Below are 15,766 nucleotides of genomic sequence, written 5' to 3'. Positions count from 1 at the left end.
CTTTTGGGATCGAGCCCATCCCTTCTGGTATCGAGAACGCACCCATGGCCTCCATCCTCCTGACCGCGCCGATGCAGGGCTGGGCAACGCCGATCGACGAGGTGCCCGACGCGGTGTTCTCGGAGCGGATGCTGGGGGACGGCGTCGCGATCGATCCGACCGGCGACTGCCTCTATGCTCCTTGCGCCGGCACCGTGCTGACGCTGTTGCCGAGCGGCCACGCGATCACGCTCGCCACGCCCGAGGGTGCGGAGATCCTGATCCACATCGGGCTCGACACGGTCGCACTCGGCGGACGCGGCTTCACCCCGTGCGTCGCGGTCGGCGACACGGTCGAGCGCGGCGCACCGCTGATCCGCTTCGACCTAGACCTGCTCGTGCAAGAAGCTCGCGCGGTCGTCACGCCGATCGTCATCGTGAACCCCGACCGGTTCAGGATCGTCCACGCCGTTTCCAGCGAACTGGTCGCGGTCGGCGATCCGCTGATGACGCTCGAACCCAGCGACGCGGTCGCACGCCGCGAGACGAGCCAGGACGGCGCGACGCACACACGCACCGTCGTCGTGCCCCTCCCGCACGGCATCCACGCCCGCCCGGCCGCGCGCCTTGCCGCGACCGCCAAGCGCTTCGACGCCGACGTGACGCTCGCATCCGACGACAAGACCGCCAACGTCCGCAGCCCGATAGCCTTGCTAGCCTTGGCGATCCGCCACAACGAGACGATCGTCGTGACCGCAGCCGGCGCCGATGCCTCTGCGGCACTCGCTGCCATCTGTGACCTGATCGAGAGCGGCATGGACGAGCCGGCCGAAGCCCCCGTCCGCGCACCCGCCATCGCCCCCTCGCCAGCCCGCCCCGCAGTCGACGGCGCGCTGACCGGCGTCACCGCGGCGCCCGGCCTGGCAATCGGCCGGGCACGCTGGTTCCGCCCCGCCGACATCGTCGTCCCCGAACAGGGCGAAGGCATCGCCGCCGAGGAGGCTCGCTTCGATGCGGCCGTCACGACGCTGTCGACCCGTTTCGCGGACCGCGCCCGCAGCGCGACCGGTCCCGAACGCGCGATCGTCGAGGCGCATGCGGCGATGCTCGACGACCCCATGCTCCACGAGACGACGCGCAGCGGCATCGCCAGCGGCGAGAGCGCGGGCCATGCCTGGCGCGCCGCGATCCGTCCGCAGGCCGACGCGTTGCGCACCAGCACCGACCCGCGGCTTGCCGCGCGCGCCGACGACATGCTCGATCTCGAACGCCAGTTGCTCGCGCTGATCGCCGGGGTCGAGACCACGCCGCTGTCGTTCCCGCCCGACACGATCCTGCTCGCGGACGATCTGCTGCCGTCGCACGTCCTGTCGCTCGACCGCGCGAACATAGTCGGCTTCTGCGTCGAGCGCGGCGGTCCGACCTCGCACGTCGCGATCCTCGCCGCGACGATGGGCCTCCCCGCGCTGGTCGCGATCGGGTCGCCGTTGAACGCCGTCACCGACGATACGCCAGTGATCCTCGACGCCAGCGAAGGCCTGTTGCGGATCGATCCCGACGCCGACACGCTCGTCGCCACGCAAGTCCGGATCGTCCAGGCGCAGGTCCGCCGCACCGAAGCGCTCGCGCGGGCCGGCGAACCTTGCCGCATGGCCGACGGCACCCGGATCGAGGCGTTCGCCAATCTCGGCGCGCTCGGCGATGCTCATCTCGCGGTCGAGAACGGCGCGGAAGGCTCGGGCCTGTTGCGCACCGAATTCCTGTTCCTCGAACGCGACGCCGCACCGACGGTCGCCGAACAGACCGCCGATTACCAAGCGATCGCCGACGCGCTCGACGGCCGCCCGCTGATCGTCCGACTGCTCGACATCGGCGGCGACAAGCCCGCGCCGTATCTGCCGATGGCGCCGGAAGAGAACCCCGCACTCGGCCTGCGCGGCATCCGCGTCGGCCTCGCGCACCCGCAGATCCTGGAGGACCAGGTCCGCGCGATCCTGTCGGTAAAGCCCGCCGGGCAATGCCGGATCATGGTGCCGATGATCGCCAGCCTCGACGAACTGCGCGCCGTCCGCGCGGTGGTCGACCGCGTCGCCGCCGAGATCGGCATCGGCGACCGCGTTCCCGTCGGCGTGATGATAGAGACCCCGGCCGCCGCCGTCACCGCCGACCTGATCGCCGCGGAAGCAGATTTTCTGTCGGTCGGGACCAACGACCTCACGCAATACGCGCTGGCGATGGACCGCGGCAACGCGGCGGTCGCGAGCGGGATCGATGGGTTGCACCCCGCCGTCCTCCGGCTGATCGCGCAGACCTGCAAGGGCGGCGCGGTGCATGGCCGCTGGACCGGCGTGTGCGGCGGGCTCGCCTCCGACCCGCTTGCCGTTCCCATCCTGATCGGGCTCGGCGTCACCGAACTCTCGTCCGCACCCGCGCTGGTGCCCGAGATCAAGGCACTGGTCGCGACGCTGACGATGGAGGCGTGCCGCGCGCATGCCGCCGCCGCGCTGCAATGCGGGTCCGCCGCCGACGTCCGCTCGCTCGCCCGGGAGTTCACCGCATGAAATCGATCCTCGAAGCCCTCCAGCCGCTCGGCCGCGCGCTGATGCTGCCGATCGCGGTGCTGCCGATCGCCGGCCTGCTGCTCCGCCTCGGCCAGCCCGACCTGCTCGACATCGCCTTCATCAGCGCGGCCGGCGACGCGATCTTCTCGCACCTCGGCCTGCTCTTCGCGATCGGCGTCGCCACCGGGTTCGCCCGCGACGGCAACGGTGCCGCGTGCCTCGCCGGCGTCGTCTGCTTCCTGGTCGCGACCGAAGCGGGCAAAGTCCTGATCACCGTTGCACCCGAAGTCTCCGCAGGGCTGACCGGCGTCTCCGCCGACCTCGCGATCGCGGCGTGGAAGGCCAAGGCGATGGCGCGGCTCGACGTGCCGATCGGCATCCTGTCGGGACTCGCCGGCGGCACGCTCTACAATCGCTATTCGACGATCAAGCTGCCCGAATATCTCGCTTTTTTCGGTGGACGCCGGTTCGTGCCGATCGTCAGCGGCGTGGCCGGCCTCGTGCTCGCGGCGGTGTTCGGCTTCGGCTTCACACTGCTGAGCCAAGGCGTCGACCAGTTGAGCGTCGCGATCACCGGCAGCGGTGCGATCGGCGTGTTCGTGTTCGGGCTGCTCAACCGCCTGCTGCTCGTCACCGGGCTTCACCATTTGCTCAACAACATCGTCTGGTTCGTCGCCGGCGACTACCACGGCACCTCGGGCGACCTGCGCCGCTTCTTTGCGGGCGATCCGTCGGCGGGGATCTTCATGGCCGGCTTCTTCCCGGTGATGATGTTCGGCCTGCCCGCCGCGTGCCTCGCCATGTACCATTCCGCGAGGCCCGAGCGCCGGAAAGCGGTCGGCGGCATGCTGCTCAGCCTCGCGCTCACCTCGGCGCTGACCGGCGTCACCGAGCCGATCGAGTTCAGCTTCATGTTCCTCGCGCCCGTGCTCTACGCGGTGCACGCGGTGCTGACCGGCCTGTCGATGGCGCTGATGGACGTGCTCGGCGTCAAAATGGGCTTCGGCTTCTCGGCGGGGCTGCTCGACTACGTGCTGAACTTCGGCAAGGCGACGCGACCGCTCGTCCTGCTGCCGGTCGGTGCGGTGTATTTCGTGCTGTATTACGGGCTGTTCCGCTTCTTCATCCGCAAGTTCGACCTCGCGACGCCCGGGCGCGAAGCCGAGACCGTCGCCGCGGTAGCGACCCCCACGGCAGGCGGGCGCGGTGCGGCGTTCGCGCAGGCGCTGGGCGGCGGGGCGAACCTGACCACGGTGAGCGCGTGCACGACGCGGTTGCGGTTGATCGTCGTGGACCAGTCCGCGGTCGACGACGCCGCGCTGAAGGCCCTCGGCGCGCGCGGCATCCTGCGCCCGTCAAACTCCGCGCTCCAGGTCGTACTTGGGCCGATCGCCGATGTCGTCTCGATGGAAATCCGCGATGCGTTGGCGCTGGGTGGCAATGTGGCGATCAAGCCTGCCGCGACTGTCGCTGAGGATATGATCAGCCTGTCGTCCGCAACCGAGGGCGCGCTTGGCGGGGCAGCGAATGTCCTTCGCGCTAGCCGCCATACCGGTCGACTGCGCCTCCAACTGGGCGATCTAGCGCTGGCCGACGATGCGGCGCTGGCAAAGCTCGGTATCCGCGCGATCGCCCGCCCCGCGCCAGGCCAGCTTCACGTGCTCGCGACCGACGCAGTCCTGACGACGCTGGCCCGCTAGACGACGCTGGCTGATCCTCCCCCGCAAGGGGGAGGTGGCTGGCGCTTGCCAGACGGAGGGGGAGGAAAGGAAAACGCCTGTTCCGTATCCTCCCCCTCCGTCACCTTCGGCGATCCTCCCCCTTGCGGGGGAGGATCGCAAAATCACGGATCGGTCGACTGCCTTAGCGCGCTAACGGCTCCATCGTTACCGCGCCGACGATACCCGAAACCCCGTCCGCGGCAGCTTCCACCACCAGCACGATCTGGCGCACGCCGCCGCCCGCCGGCAACGCCGCCTCCAGCGGCCCAGCCTCCACCCCGGTCTTCGACGCAAGCCGCCGGCCATCCACCCACAGCTCGGCCTTCCCCGCGATCGACGCGAAACGGATCATGCCGCCCTCCGCACCGATCCGCCGCCACGGCGTCACGCTAGCCCGGTAGAGTCGCCAACGGCCCTCCGCCGCAGCCTGGACCGGCGTGCCACTCCGCACGAATGCCCAGCTGTTATTGTCGCCATCGATCGGCGCCAGCGCAGGATCGGGCCGCGCAGCGAACGCCGGCGAGCGACGCCACTCCCGGATCGCCTGCCCGCCATAGGTCGCGGCCATCTGCGCCCGCGGTGCGATCGCCGCCCGGTCGATCACCAGCCGCGCCGGCTTCAATCCCGGCGCAGTCGCGGTCATCACGATCCGCCCCCGGCCCGTCCCCGCCTGCACGATCACCTGCGCCAGCCCGTTGAACAACGACCGCGCGTTGCCCTTCTCCGGTTCGTGGCTGTTCGGGTCGCCATTACCGACACCGATGATCGCCGCGCCCTCGACCGAGAACTGCGTCGGCAGGTTCGCGGTCGGTACGTGACGCCCGGCGGCATCGATCGCGTCGATCGTCACCGGCTGCGTATCCTCGTCGTCGCCCGCCATTACGGTCCGCGCCGGCGTCAACCGCAGCGCAATTGGCTTGCCCACGGTCTCGTGCGCGGCGGTCGCGACGACCTTGCCGCCGCGCAACGCGATCACCTCGATCCGCCCCGGCGCATAGGGCACGCTGAACTCGTTGCCCATGATCCGGTCGACCGCCTGCTCGCCGACCTTCCGCCCGTTCAACCGCAACGCGACGCGCTCGGCGTTGCTCATCACCAGCACCACGACCGGCTGCCCCTCGCGTCCCGGCCACGTCCAGTGCGGCGTCAGGCCGACGACCGGCGCATCATCGACCCAATGCGCGCGGTGGATGTCGAACGCAGTCTTCGGGAACCCGCACAGGTCGAGGATGCCGAAGAAACTGGAGATCGTCGGCCATTCATGCGGCGTCGGTTCGCCGTGATAATCGAACCCGGTCCACACGAACCCGCCCGCGACGAACGGACGATCGGCGATCTTCTTCCACGTCGCGCGGTGCGTATCGCCCCAGCTCGCCGCCTCGACGTCGTAGGACGACTGGACATGCGCGGCCGGATCGCTTGCGAACGCGCCGCGCGTTTCATAGGCGCTGGTATCCTCCGAGCTCGTCATCGGCTTGGTCGGGTTGAGCTGGTGGAACCGGTCGTAATCGCCCTGATAATAGTTGAAGCCGACCACGTCGAAAATGCTCGACACGTTGATCGGATCGAAGAACGCGCCGTTCATCGCGCCCGTCACCGGCCGGCTGTCGTCGAGCGCATGCGCCGCGTGCGCCATCCGCCGCAGCATCTCGACGCCCGCCTCGGTGCCCTGCATCGGCTCCTCGTTGAACACCGACCACAGGATGACGCTCGGATGGTTGCGATCGCGGCGGACCATCCATTCGAGCTGCGCCATGTAATCGGGCGCGGGATTGAACTGGCGGTTCTCGTCCATCACGACGAAGCCCATCTCGTCGCACAGGTCGAGCAGCTCGGCGGCCGGCGCATTGTGCGAACAGCGGATTGCGTTGCAGCCCATCGCCTTCAGCCGCTCCAGCCGCCAGCGCAGCAGCGCATCGGGGATCGCGGTCCCGACGCCGGCATGATCCTGATGCAGGCACACGCCCTTCAGCTTCACCGACTTGTCGTTGAGCAGGAAGCCACGGTCCGCATCGAACCGGATCGTGCGGAAGCCGACCGGGATGCGCCGCTCGTCGACGATCGCGCCGTCGCGCAGGACGTGCGTCACGACGGTATAGAGCGTCGGCGTCTCGATCGACCAAATGCGCGGCGCAGGCACGGCCAGCGTCATCGTCGCGGTCGCGCGCTCGAGCGACAGCACCGTCGCGGTCGCCTGCGCCCCCGCCACGCGCTTGCCGTCGGGATCGAGCAGCGCGACGTCCACCGTGACGCCGACCGCCGCGCGATCGATGCTGCCGAGCTTCACTTCGACCGGCACGCTCCACGCGCCATTCGCGGCCCGCCTCGGATCGCAGTGCACGCCGTCCGTCACGATCGCCACCGGCGCACGGCGGATCAGCCACGCATGGCGATAGATCCCCGCGCCCTCATACCACCAGCCCTCCATCGCCTGCGCATCGACGCGCACCGCGATCACGTTGAGATCGTCGCCGAACCGCGCGAACGGCGTCAGGTCGATCTCGACGCTGTTATACGCCGACCAGTTGTGCGCGACGACGCTGCCGTTGACCCAGACCGTCGCGTTGGTCGCGATCCCGTCGAACTGCAGCCCGATCGTCTTGCCGCGGTCCGCCGGATCGAGCCGCAGCGTCCGCCGGTACCAGCCGATCCCCCGCGCGCGAAAGCCCTGCGACACGCTTGCGGTCTTCACGAACGGCTGCGCGGAGGCCCAGTCATGCGGCAACCGCACGGACTGCCAGTCGGAATCGTCGTACGCCATCGCGGCCGCGCCCAGCGCATTGCCCGCCTTGACGCTCAGATACGTCGCGTTGTGGCCGTCGGGCGCAGGCGCGATCACGTCGCCCTCGTGGAACAGCCACCCCCGCTCGATCAGCGTCCGCGATGGGTCCTGCACCAACGCGCGCGACGGCAAGGTCCGCAACGGCTGCGGCATGGGCAGCGCACCGGCACTGCCCTGTTTCGCTACGCCAGCCGCGAACCCGGCCTCGATCGGCCCCACGAACAGAGAAGCACCGGCGCCCGCCGTGCCAACAAGAAGCTCACGTCGGTTCATCGGTACTCTCGGTAGTGGAGGTCAGATATCGGCGAGTTCGGCGACGAAGTCGTACGCATCGCCGCGGTAATAAGAGCGAGTGAACTCCGCGGCCCGGCCATCGCGCAGGAAGCCGCGGCGCTCGATCAGCAGACCGGCATGGCCCGCGTCGACGCCCAGCATCCGCGCATGCTCGCCCCCGAACGGCACCGCACGCAGGCGTTGCAGCGCGCGTACCGGGCGGCTCCCGGCGTTCTCGAGCGCGGTGTAGAGCGAGTCATCAACCACCTCGACCGACGGCAGGCAATATCCCGCGATCGTCGAGAATTCGAGCGCCATCGCCTCTTCGTCGGCATAGCGGATGCGGTTGAAGCGGAACACTGCCGCGCCCGGCGACAACCCCAGCGCCATCGCCTCCTCCGGGTTCACCTGCCCCGCCGAGCGCGAGATCCAACTGCTGCTCGACGTGCGCCCGCGTGCCGCCATGTCTTCGCTGAACGACGACAGCTTCGAGAAGCTTTTCTCGACGCGCCCGGCGACGAACGTCCCCGCGCCGCGCCTGCGCGTGAGCAGCCCCTCCTCGACCAGTCCGCCGATCGCTTTGCGCACGGTGATCCGCGATACGTCGTACTCGATCGCGAGATCGCGCTCGGCCGGGATCGCATTGCCTTGTACCAACAGCTTCTCGCCGATCGCGTTGCGGATCAGTTCCTGCAACTGGAGGTAGAGCGGCGATGGATTTCCCTTGCGAAAGCGTCCGATGTCATCGGAAAACGCCATGTATTCCCCCTCCGACCGGCAGCTCAAAGCGAGCCTTGCCGCGTCCCTTATGGTAGCGTAGCCAAGGACCGCGTGGTCGGCAACCAGACTAAATCCATGGGCCATATTGGTATGTCCCCTGACCGCCCCACGCCCGATCCCTTGTCAGAGCAGGACAAGCTTGCTGTCAAATGACGGGGTTGTGTCTGGACTTATATTGGTTACATTCCTCGACCAGCGGCCGTCAGGAGCCGATACAGGGAGCAGTCGACATGCGTGCAACCGCGAACCGAAATGCCGGGCGCTGGCTGACGGCAACGGCGCTGCTTCCCGCCGCCTTCTGCGCGATCCCGGCCCAGGCGCAGGACCGCCTGCCACTGGTACCGCAACCTTCGGCAATCACTCGCACCGCCGGCAGCTTCACGATCGCCAACGGTGCGACGATCGCAGCTGATCCATCCGACGCGGGTGCCACAGCCGCCGCGCGCCTGCTCATCGCGCATGTGAAGACGGAGCGCGGGCTCGCTCTCCAGACGTCGCCTAACGGCAATATCCGCTTCGTCCGCGATGCCGCGATCAAGGGCGCCGAAGCCTACCGGCTGGTCGTCGATGCTTCGGGGGCCAAGATCGCCGCATCGGGCGACGCCGGGCTTCTCTACGGAGCGATGACGCTCGCCCAGCTCATCAGCCCCGATCGCGCGTTCGGCCAGCCCGTGCGCATCCCGGCGGTGACGATCGACGACGCCCCCCGCTTCGGCTGGCGTGGGCTGATGGTCGACACCGCACGGCATTTCCAGTCGCTGCCCTCGATCTACGCGATCGTCGACCAGATGGCGTCGGTGAAGCTCAACACGCTCCACCTCCATCTGTCGGACGACCAGGGCTGGCGGTTCGAGGTGAAGGCCTATCCCAAGCTGACCGAGATCGGCAGCATCCGTACCAGCCCGTCGACCGGCGAAGCCCCCGGCACGCGCGTCGGCGGTTTCTACACGCAGGACGAACTGCGCAAGCTCGTCGCCTACGCCACCGAGCGCGGCATCGTGATCGTCCCCGAGATCGACCTGCCCGGCCATGCACAGGCACTCGTCGCGGCCTATCCCGAGCTCGGCGTGATCGGCGATACGCCGCAGGTCAGCAACGCGTGGGGCGTCAACCCGTACCTCTTCAACCCCGGCCCCAAGGGCATCGCCTTCGTCAAGACGGTGCTCGACGAACTGATGGCGGTATTCCCCGGCACCTATATCCATCTCGGCGGCGACGAGGCGGTCAAGGACCAGTGGGAACGCAGCCCAGAGGTGCAGGCGCAGATGGCGAAGCTCGGCATCAAGGACGAGAACGGCCTGCAAAGCTGGATGATCGACCAGTTCGGCACCTATCTGGCCAGCAAGAAGCGCCGCCTGATCGGCTGGGACGAGATTCTCGAAGGCGGCCTACCCGCATCCGCTTCGGTGATGTCGTGGCGTGGTGAAAAGGGCGCGGTCGATGCCGCCAACCAGAACCACGACGTCGTGCTGTCGCCCGCTCCGACGCTGTATTTCGACAATTTGCAAAGCGATCGCCGCGACGAACCACCCGGCCGCCTCGCAATCCAGTCGCTCGCAACCGTCTATAACTACGAGCCGATGCCAGCGGGCATCTCGGCGGACAAGGCGCAGCACGTGCTCGGCGCGCAGGCCAATCTGTGGAGCGAGTACATCGTCACCCCGTACCAGATGCAGCACCTGATCTTCCCGCGCGCCGCAGCACTCGCGGAGATCACGTGGTCGGGCAAGGACAAGCGCGACTTCGCCGGCTTCCTCGACCGGGTCCAGCCGCAGATCCGGCGCTGGCGCAAATCGGGGCTGGAGGTCGCGGATAGTGCGTTCGCGGTCGGCTACACGCTCGACGGCACGCGCGGCGATGCGCTCCGCACCAATCGCACGAAAGTCGTGCTCGCCACGCAGGCGCCTTACGGCACGATCCGCTACACGCTCGACGGCAAGATCCCGACCGCACGCTCGCCCGCCTACACCGCACCGATTTCGGTCAAGCCCGGCGTGTCGATCCGTGCCGCCGCGTTCGATGCGAGCGGCCAGCCGGTCGCCGAACCCCGCCTGTTCGAGACCGGGCGCCAGGCGCTGCTGACCCGCACCGCGTCCGACATGATCGCTTGCCCCAAGGGGTCGCTCGGCCTGCGCCTGCCGCTGACGTCAGAGGCACAGGTCAATGCGCCGGTGTTCAACGCCGACATCTTCGACACCTGCACCGCTTACCCCGCCGCGCCGATGGACGTCGCCAAGGGGTTCACGATCGATATCGCCCGCCTGCCGCGCAACTGGGGCCTCGCGCATGACGTCACCAAGGTTCGACAGCATTACAACGTGACGCCGCACGGCGAACTGATGGTGCTGGTCGGCTGCACCGTGACGGGCTCGAAACCGGTGATCGCCGGCACCTTTCCGCTGCCCGATCCGAAGACCGCGCCGACCCGCTTCAGCGTGAAGGGGATTTTGCCGACGATCACCGGAGACCGCGACATCTGCCTGCAATTCACCTCCCCCACGTCCGACCCGTTCTACGCGGTCGAGCGCATGACCCTGTCGGAGACACGCTGATGCGTCGCTGGTTCGTCCTTCCCCTGATCGCGCTCGCCGCGCCCGCCTTCGCCTCGCCCAAGACCGTCGTGCCGCTCGACGGCGCGTGGCAGGTGCGGATCGATCCGACCGACACCGCCGCGATTGCCGCGCACAAGCGCGAGGCCACGTGGCTGCCGGCGGCCGTCCCCGGATCGGTGCAGCAGGACCTGATCGCGGCGCACCGTGTGCCCGATCCGTTCAAGGGTACCAACGAGGCGGCGATCCAGTGGGCCGGGCTGACCAAATGGCAGTTCCGTCGCGTGTTCGACGTCACCCCGGCGATGATGCAGCGCAATCACCTCGACCTCGTGTTCGACGGGCTAGACACGTTCGCGACGGTCAGCGTCAACGGCACGGTCCTGCTGACCACCGACAACGCGCACCGGCGCTGGCGCGTGGATGCGCAGCCGGTGCTGAAGGTCGGACGCAACGAGGTGCTGGTGACGATCGCCTCGCCGATCCGCACCCTCCAGCCGATGGTGCTCGCCGAGAAGAACCCGCTGCCCGGCGAATATGACAGCGCGTTCGGCGATGAGCCCAAGGGCAAGCAGACCTCGCCCTATATCCGCAAACCCAAATACAATTATGGCTGGGACTGGGGTCCCCGCATCGTCAACACCGGCATCTGGCGGCCGGTGCGGCTGGAGATCTGGGACGACGCGCGGATCGACACGCTGCGGGTCGACCAGGAGGCGCTGACGCCGACCGAGGCGCGGCTGACGGCAAAGCTCGACATCGCCGTCGAGACGCCCGGCGTCGCGACGATCCGCGCCGCGGTTACCGGACCGGACGGCAAGACGGTCTCGGTCGACCGGACGGTGACGCTCGTCAAGGGCACCAACGCGGTCTCGATCCCGCTGGCGATCGCGGATCCCAAGCGCTGGCAGCCGGTCGGCTACGGCGCGCAGCCGCTCTACACCGTCACCGCCTCGCTGGGCGGCGCGGAGCCCACGCCCGAGGATAGCGTGACCAAGCGGATCGGCCTGCGCACGGTCGAACTGATCCGCAAGGACGGCAGTTTCGGGTTCAAGGTCAACGGCACGCCGATCTTCGCCAAGGGCGCGAACATCATCCCGTTCGACAGTTTCCCGGCGCGCGTCACCCCCGCCTATATGGAGACGATCCTGAAGGGCGCGCGCGACGCCAACATGAACATGGTCCGTATCTGGGGCGGCGGGACCTATCTGGACGACGCGTTCTACGACATCGCCGACCGGATGGGCCTGATGGTGTGGCAGGACTTCATGTTCGGCGGCAGCGTCACGCCGCCCGACGCCGCCTTCCGCGAGAACGTTCGGATCGAGGCCGAGGAACAGGTCGCTCGGATAGGATCGCATCCTTCGGTCGTGTTGTGGGCCGGTGGCAACGAGGTCCTGTCGGGCTGGGAGAACTGGTCCGACCGGAAGGCGTTCAAGAAGGCGGTCGGTGCCGACGAGCAGGAACGCATCGGCGCCGGCATGGCCGTGCTGTTCGACCGCGTGCTGCGCGAAGCCGTCACGCGCAACGCCCCCGGCACGCCCTATTGGCCGGGCTCGCCCTCGACCAATTACGAGGGGCCGGTCGACACCGACAAGGACGGCGACCGTCACTTCTGGGACGTCTGGTCGGGCTCCAAGCCGGTCGAGAACTATCTCGACAGCTGCCCGCGCTTCATGTCCGAATATGGCTTCCAGGCGATGCCGGACCTGTCGACGATCCGCGAATTCGCCGGCAAGGGCACGCTCGCCGCGGACAGCCCGGTGATGAAGGCACACCAGAAGTTCCTCGCCGGCGAAGGCAATGAGCGGCTGATGATGTACCTGCGGGATCGGTTGCGTCCCGCACGCGATTTTGCCGATCTCGTCTACCTCACGCAGGTCAACCAGGCCGAGGCGATCCGCATCGCCGCCTCGCATCACCGCGCCTGTCGCCCGGTGACGATGGGCTCGCTCTACTGGCAGCTCAACGACGTCTGGCCCTCGATCAGCTGGGCGAGCATCGATCATGCCGGCCGGTGGAAGCTGCTCAACTACGCCGCCCGGCGGTTCTTCGCGCCGCAAGCGATCGTCGCCGAGCGCAAGGACGGCGCGACGGGTATCTCGCTCATCTCCGACGCGACCACGCTGGTCGACTCCCGCTGGCGGGTCCGGACGATGACGATGGACGGCAAGGTGTTGAAGGACACCACCGCCGCGCTGATGCTCGAGCCGCTCTCGTCGAGACTGGTCGCAACGCTGTCCGACGACGCGCTGTTCGGGGCTGCGGCCCCCACCGCCAGCTACGCAGTCGCCGATCTGCAGCTCGATAACGGCGGCACGAGCCGGGCGATCATCGAACGCTCCCTGCCCAAGGACATGGCGTATCCCGACCCCGGCCTCAGCGTTCGCTGGACCGGCACCGACGTCAAGATCACCGCGACCAACCTCGCCCGCGCAGTGATGCTCGATTTCGGCGCGGTCGCGGCCCAGCCCTCCGACGACGGCTTCGACCTGTTGCCGGGCGAGAGCGTCACCATCCATGTCGTCTCCGACGCCTCCGCCGCTACCTTGCGAAAAGCGCTTACCTTGAGGACCCTCGCCCGATGATCTGGCTCCTGCTCGCATCCGCCGATCCGGTGGCGACCGCCGTCGCGCAAATGTCGCTCGAACAAAAGGCGGCGCAGTTGCAGAGCACCGTCCCCGCCGATCCGAAAGCCGGCCTGCCCGCGTACGACTGGTGGAACGAGGGTCTCCACGGCCTCGCGCGCAACGGCCACGCCACCGTCTTTCCGCAGGCGATCGGCATGGCCGCGACCTGGGACACCGCGCTAGTCGCGAAGATCGGCGATGTCGTCGCGACCGAGGCGCGCGCGCGCTTCAATGCGCAGGACGTCGGCGCGAACCGCAAGATCTACGAGGGGCTGACGATCTGGTCGCCCAACATCAACATCTTCCGCGATCCACGCTGGGGCCGCGGGCAGGAGACGTATGGCGAGGACCCGTATCTGACCGGCCGCCTCGGCGTCGCGTTCATCGGCGGGTTGCAGGGCCCCGACCCCCTCCACCCTAAGGTTATCGCCACCCCCAAGCATTTCGCGGTGCACAGCGGCCCCGAAGCCGGGCGCGACAGCTTCGACGTCGATCCCAGCCCGTATGACCTGGAGGCGACTTACTTCCCCGCGTTCCGGCTCGCCGTCACCGAGGGCAAGGCGCAGTCGCTGATGTGCGCGTACAACTCGATCCACGGCGTCCCCGCCTGCGCGTCATCGGCGTTGATGATCGACCGGCTGCGGCGCGACTGGGGGTTCAAGGGCTTCACCGTGTCGGACTGCGACGCGGTGTCGAACATCAGCCTCTACCACCATTACCGCCTCGACGCCGCGGGCGCCGCAGCCGCTGCGATACGAGGCGGCACCGACCTCAATTGCGGTAGTGCCTATGCCGCCCTCCCCGCCGCGGTCCGCCAGGGTCTCGTCACCGAAGCCGAAGTCGACACCGCGCTGATCCGCGCGCTCGAAGCACGCCGCGCGCTCGGCACCGTGTTCGGTGCGGCCAATCCGTGGCGCAGCATCGGCACCGACCAGGTCGACACCCTCGCCCACCGTGCGCTCGCACTCGACGCGGCACGGAAATCGATCGTCTTGCTGAAGAACGACGCGAACCGCCTGCCGTTGAAACCCGGCAGTCGGATCGCGGTGATCGGTGCGGACGCCGACGATCTCGGCGTACTGCAAGGCAATTACCACGGCACCGCGGTCGCGCCCGTCACCCCGCTGGAGGGCATCCGCAAGCAGTTCGGCACCGCCAACGTCCGGTACGCCCAAGGTTCGTCGCTCGCCGACGGTGCAGCCGTCCCCGTTCCCGAGACCGTCTTCGCCGGCGGCCTGAAGACCGAATATTTCGCCGCGCAGGCCGGCGTCGGCGCGCCGACCCTGACGCGCACCGATCGCCACATCGACATCGACCACAACCGTGCGAGCCCCGCGCCCGGCCTCGCCAAGACGTTCGGCGTCCGCTGGACCGGGACCTTCACGCCCCCCGCCGCCGGTACCTATCCGCTGGTCGTCGACGTCCCCGCCTGCTGGAAGGATTGCTCGACACACGACGCGGTCCGGCTCTGGATCGGTGATCGCCAGCTCTCGGCGGGCGAGGTCAAGAAGGGCCGCGTCGAGGTCACGTTGACCAGCGACGGCAAGCCCGTCCCGTTCCGCCTCGAACTCGATCACCGCAGCGACGACGAAGGCGTCCGCCTGCTCTGGAGCCCACCCTCACAGCCATTGCTCGACCAAGCCGTCGCCACCGCTCATGACGCCGATGTCGTGGTCGCGGTGATGGGCCTGTCGCCCGATCTCGAAGGCGAAGCACTCTCGGTCAGCGTCCCCGGCTTCGTCGGCGGCGACCGTACCGACATCGGCCTGCCTCCAGCGCAGGTCCGCCTTCTCGAAGCGCTGAAGGCGACCGGCAAGCCCATCGTCCTCGTCCTCACCAGCGGCAGCGCGGTCGCGGTCGATCCGGCATCGGCCGACGCGATCCTCGCCGCCTGGTATCCCGGCCAGGCCGGCGGCACCGCGATCGCCGAGACGCTGGCGGGGCTCAACAACCCGTCGGGCCGCCTGCCGGTCACCTTCTACAAGACCACCGGCGACCTGCCCGCGTTCACCGACTACACGATGAAGGAGCGCACCTACCGCTACTTCACCGGCACGCCGCTCTGGGGCTTCGGCCACGGCCTGAGCTACACCAACTTCGCGTATGCTGCGACCAAGCCCGTGCTCAGCGTCGCCGCCGGACAGCCGCTCACCGTCACCGCCAAGCTGTCGAACGCCGGCAACCGCGCCGGTGAAGAAGTCGTCCAGGCCTACCTCGTAGCACCGCCAGCAAAGGTCGGCGGCCCGACCACGCCCGTCCTCCAGCGCCAGCTCGTCGGCTTCGGCCGCGTCGCGCTGAAGCCCGGCCAATCGCGCACCGTGCCGATCACGATCGATCCGCGATCGATGAGCAGCGTCGCGCGCGACGGGACGCGAACCATCGTCCCCGGCGCCTACCGCCTCTATATCGGCAGCGGCCAACCCGGCGACGGCGCGGGCCAGTGGAGCGACCTGACGATTACCGGCGCAACGGTGGAGCTGCCCAAGTGAGC

At 68.5% G+C, this 15,766-nt stretch carries 7 protein-coding genes; 5 read left to right on the top strand and 2 right to left on the bottom strand.

What is annotated here, in order from left to right; genetic code table 11:
* The first annotated feature begins 44 nt into the window (after nt 1–44).
* Nucleotides 45–2,540, top strand: a complete 2,496-nt coding sequence (gene ptsP, locus E5673_RS08010) for a phosphoenolpyruvate--protein phosphotransferase (protein ID WP_136189573.1) — start codon at nt 45–47, stop codon at nt 2,538–2,540.
* Nucleotides 2,537–4,240, top strand: coding sequence for an N-acetylglucosamine-specific PTS transporter subunit IIBC (gene nagE / locus E5673_RS08005; protein ID WP_136189572.1), 1,704 nt, complete (start codon nt 2,537–2,539; stop codon nt 4,238–4,240). Before ptsP ends, nagE begins: the two co-directional genes overlap by 4 nt.
* Before the next feature lie 163 nt (nt 4,241–4,403).
* On the opposite strand, the gene galA is transcribed toward nagE, so the two are convergent.
* Both galA and E5673_RS07995 read right to left on the bottom strand, forming a co-directional pair.
* The gene (gene galA / locus E5673_RS08000; protein ID WP_136189571.1) at nt 4,404–7,316 is read right to left on the bottom strand and encodes a beta-galactosidase GalA; all 2,913 of its coding nucleotides are present in this window, start codon (nt 7,314–7,316) and stop codon (nt 4,404–4,406) included.
* Nucleotides 7,317–7,337: 21 nt separating this feature from the next.
* The gene (locus tag E5673_RS07995; RefSeq protein ID WP_056062350.1) at nt 7,338–8,075 is read right to left on the bottom strand and encodes a GntR family transcriptional regulator; all 738 of its coding nucleotides are present in this window, start codon (nt 8,073–8,075) and stop codon (nt 7,338–7,340) included.
* Between the two features lie 251 nt (nt 8,076–8,326).
* Between E5673_RS07995 and E5673_RS07990 the strand changes: the two genes are divergently transcribed.
* From E5673_RS07990 to E5673_RS07980, 3 genes are read left to right on the top strand one after another with little or no spacing between them, the layout of a single operon-like run.
* Complete coding sequence (locus tag E5673_RS07990; protein WP_136189570.1) at nt 8,327–10,648, top strand: family 20 glycosylhydrolase; 2,322 nt, start codon at nt 8,327–8,329, stop codon at nt 10,646–10,648.
* A complete protein-coding gene (locus E5673_RS07985; RefSeq protein WP_136189569.1) occupies nt 10,648–13,233 on the top strand; it encodes a glycoside hydrolase family 2 protein in 2,586 nt (861 codons plus the stop codon). Before E5673_RS07990 ends, E5673_RS07985 begins: the two co-directional genes overlap by 1 nt.
* The gene (locus E5673_RS07980) at nt 13,230–15,764 is read left to right on the top strand and encodes a glycoside hydrolase family 3 C-terminal domain-containing protein (protein WP_136189568.1); all 2,535 of its coding nucleotides are present in this window, start codon (nt 13,230–13,232) and stop codon (nt 15,762–15,764) included. The genes E5673_RS07985 and E5673_RS07980 overlap by 4 nt, the downstream gene beginning before the upstream one ends.
* Nucleotides 15,765–15,766 lie beyond the last annotated feature (2 nt).

Source organism: Sphingomonas sp. PAMC26645, from assembly GCF_004795835.1.
Taxonomy (GTDB): Bacteria; Pseudomonadota; Alphaproteobacteria; order Sphingomonadales; family Sphingomonadaceae; genus Sphingomonas.
This window is presented reverse-complemented; position numbering and strand designations above follow the sequence as displayed.

Bases quoted from the DNA above. Each gene is read 5' to 3' on its own strand.
- ptsP (WP_136189573.1), top strand. From the start codon at position 45: ATGGCCTCCATCCTCCTGACCGCGCCGATGCAGGGCTGGGCAACGCCG.
- nagE (WP_136189572.1), top strand. From the start codon at position 2,537: ATGAAATCGATCCTCGAAGCCCTCCAGCCGCTCGGCCGCGCGCTGATG.
- galA (WP_136189571.1), bottom strand. From the start codon at position 7,316: ATGAACCGACGTGAGCTTCTTGTTGGCACGGCGGGCGCCGGTGCTTCT.
- E5673_RS07995 (WP_056062350.1), bottom strand. From the start codon at position 8,075: ATGGCGTTTTCCGATGACATCGGACGCTTTCGCAAGGGAAATCCATCG.
- E5673_RS07990 (WP_136189570.1), top strand. From the start codon at position 8,327: ATGCGTGCAACCGCGAACCGAAATGCCGGGCGCTGGCTGACGGCAACG.
- E5673_RS07985 (WP_136189569.1), top strand. From the start codon at position 10,648: ATGCGTCGCTGGTTCGTCCTTCCCCTGATCGCGCTCGCCGCGCCCGCC.
- E5673_RS07980 (WP_136189568.1), top strand. From the start codon at position 13,230: ATGATCTGGCTCCTGCTCGCATCCGCCGATCCGGTGGCGACCGCCGTC.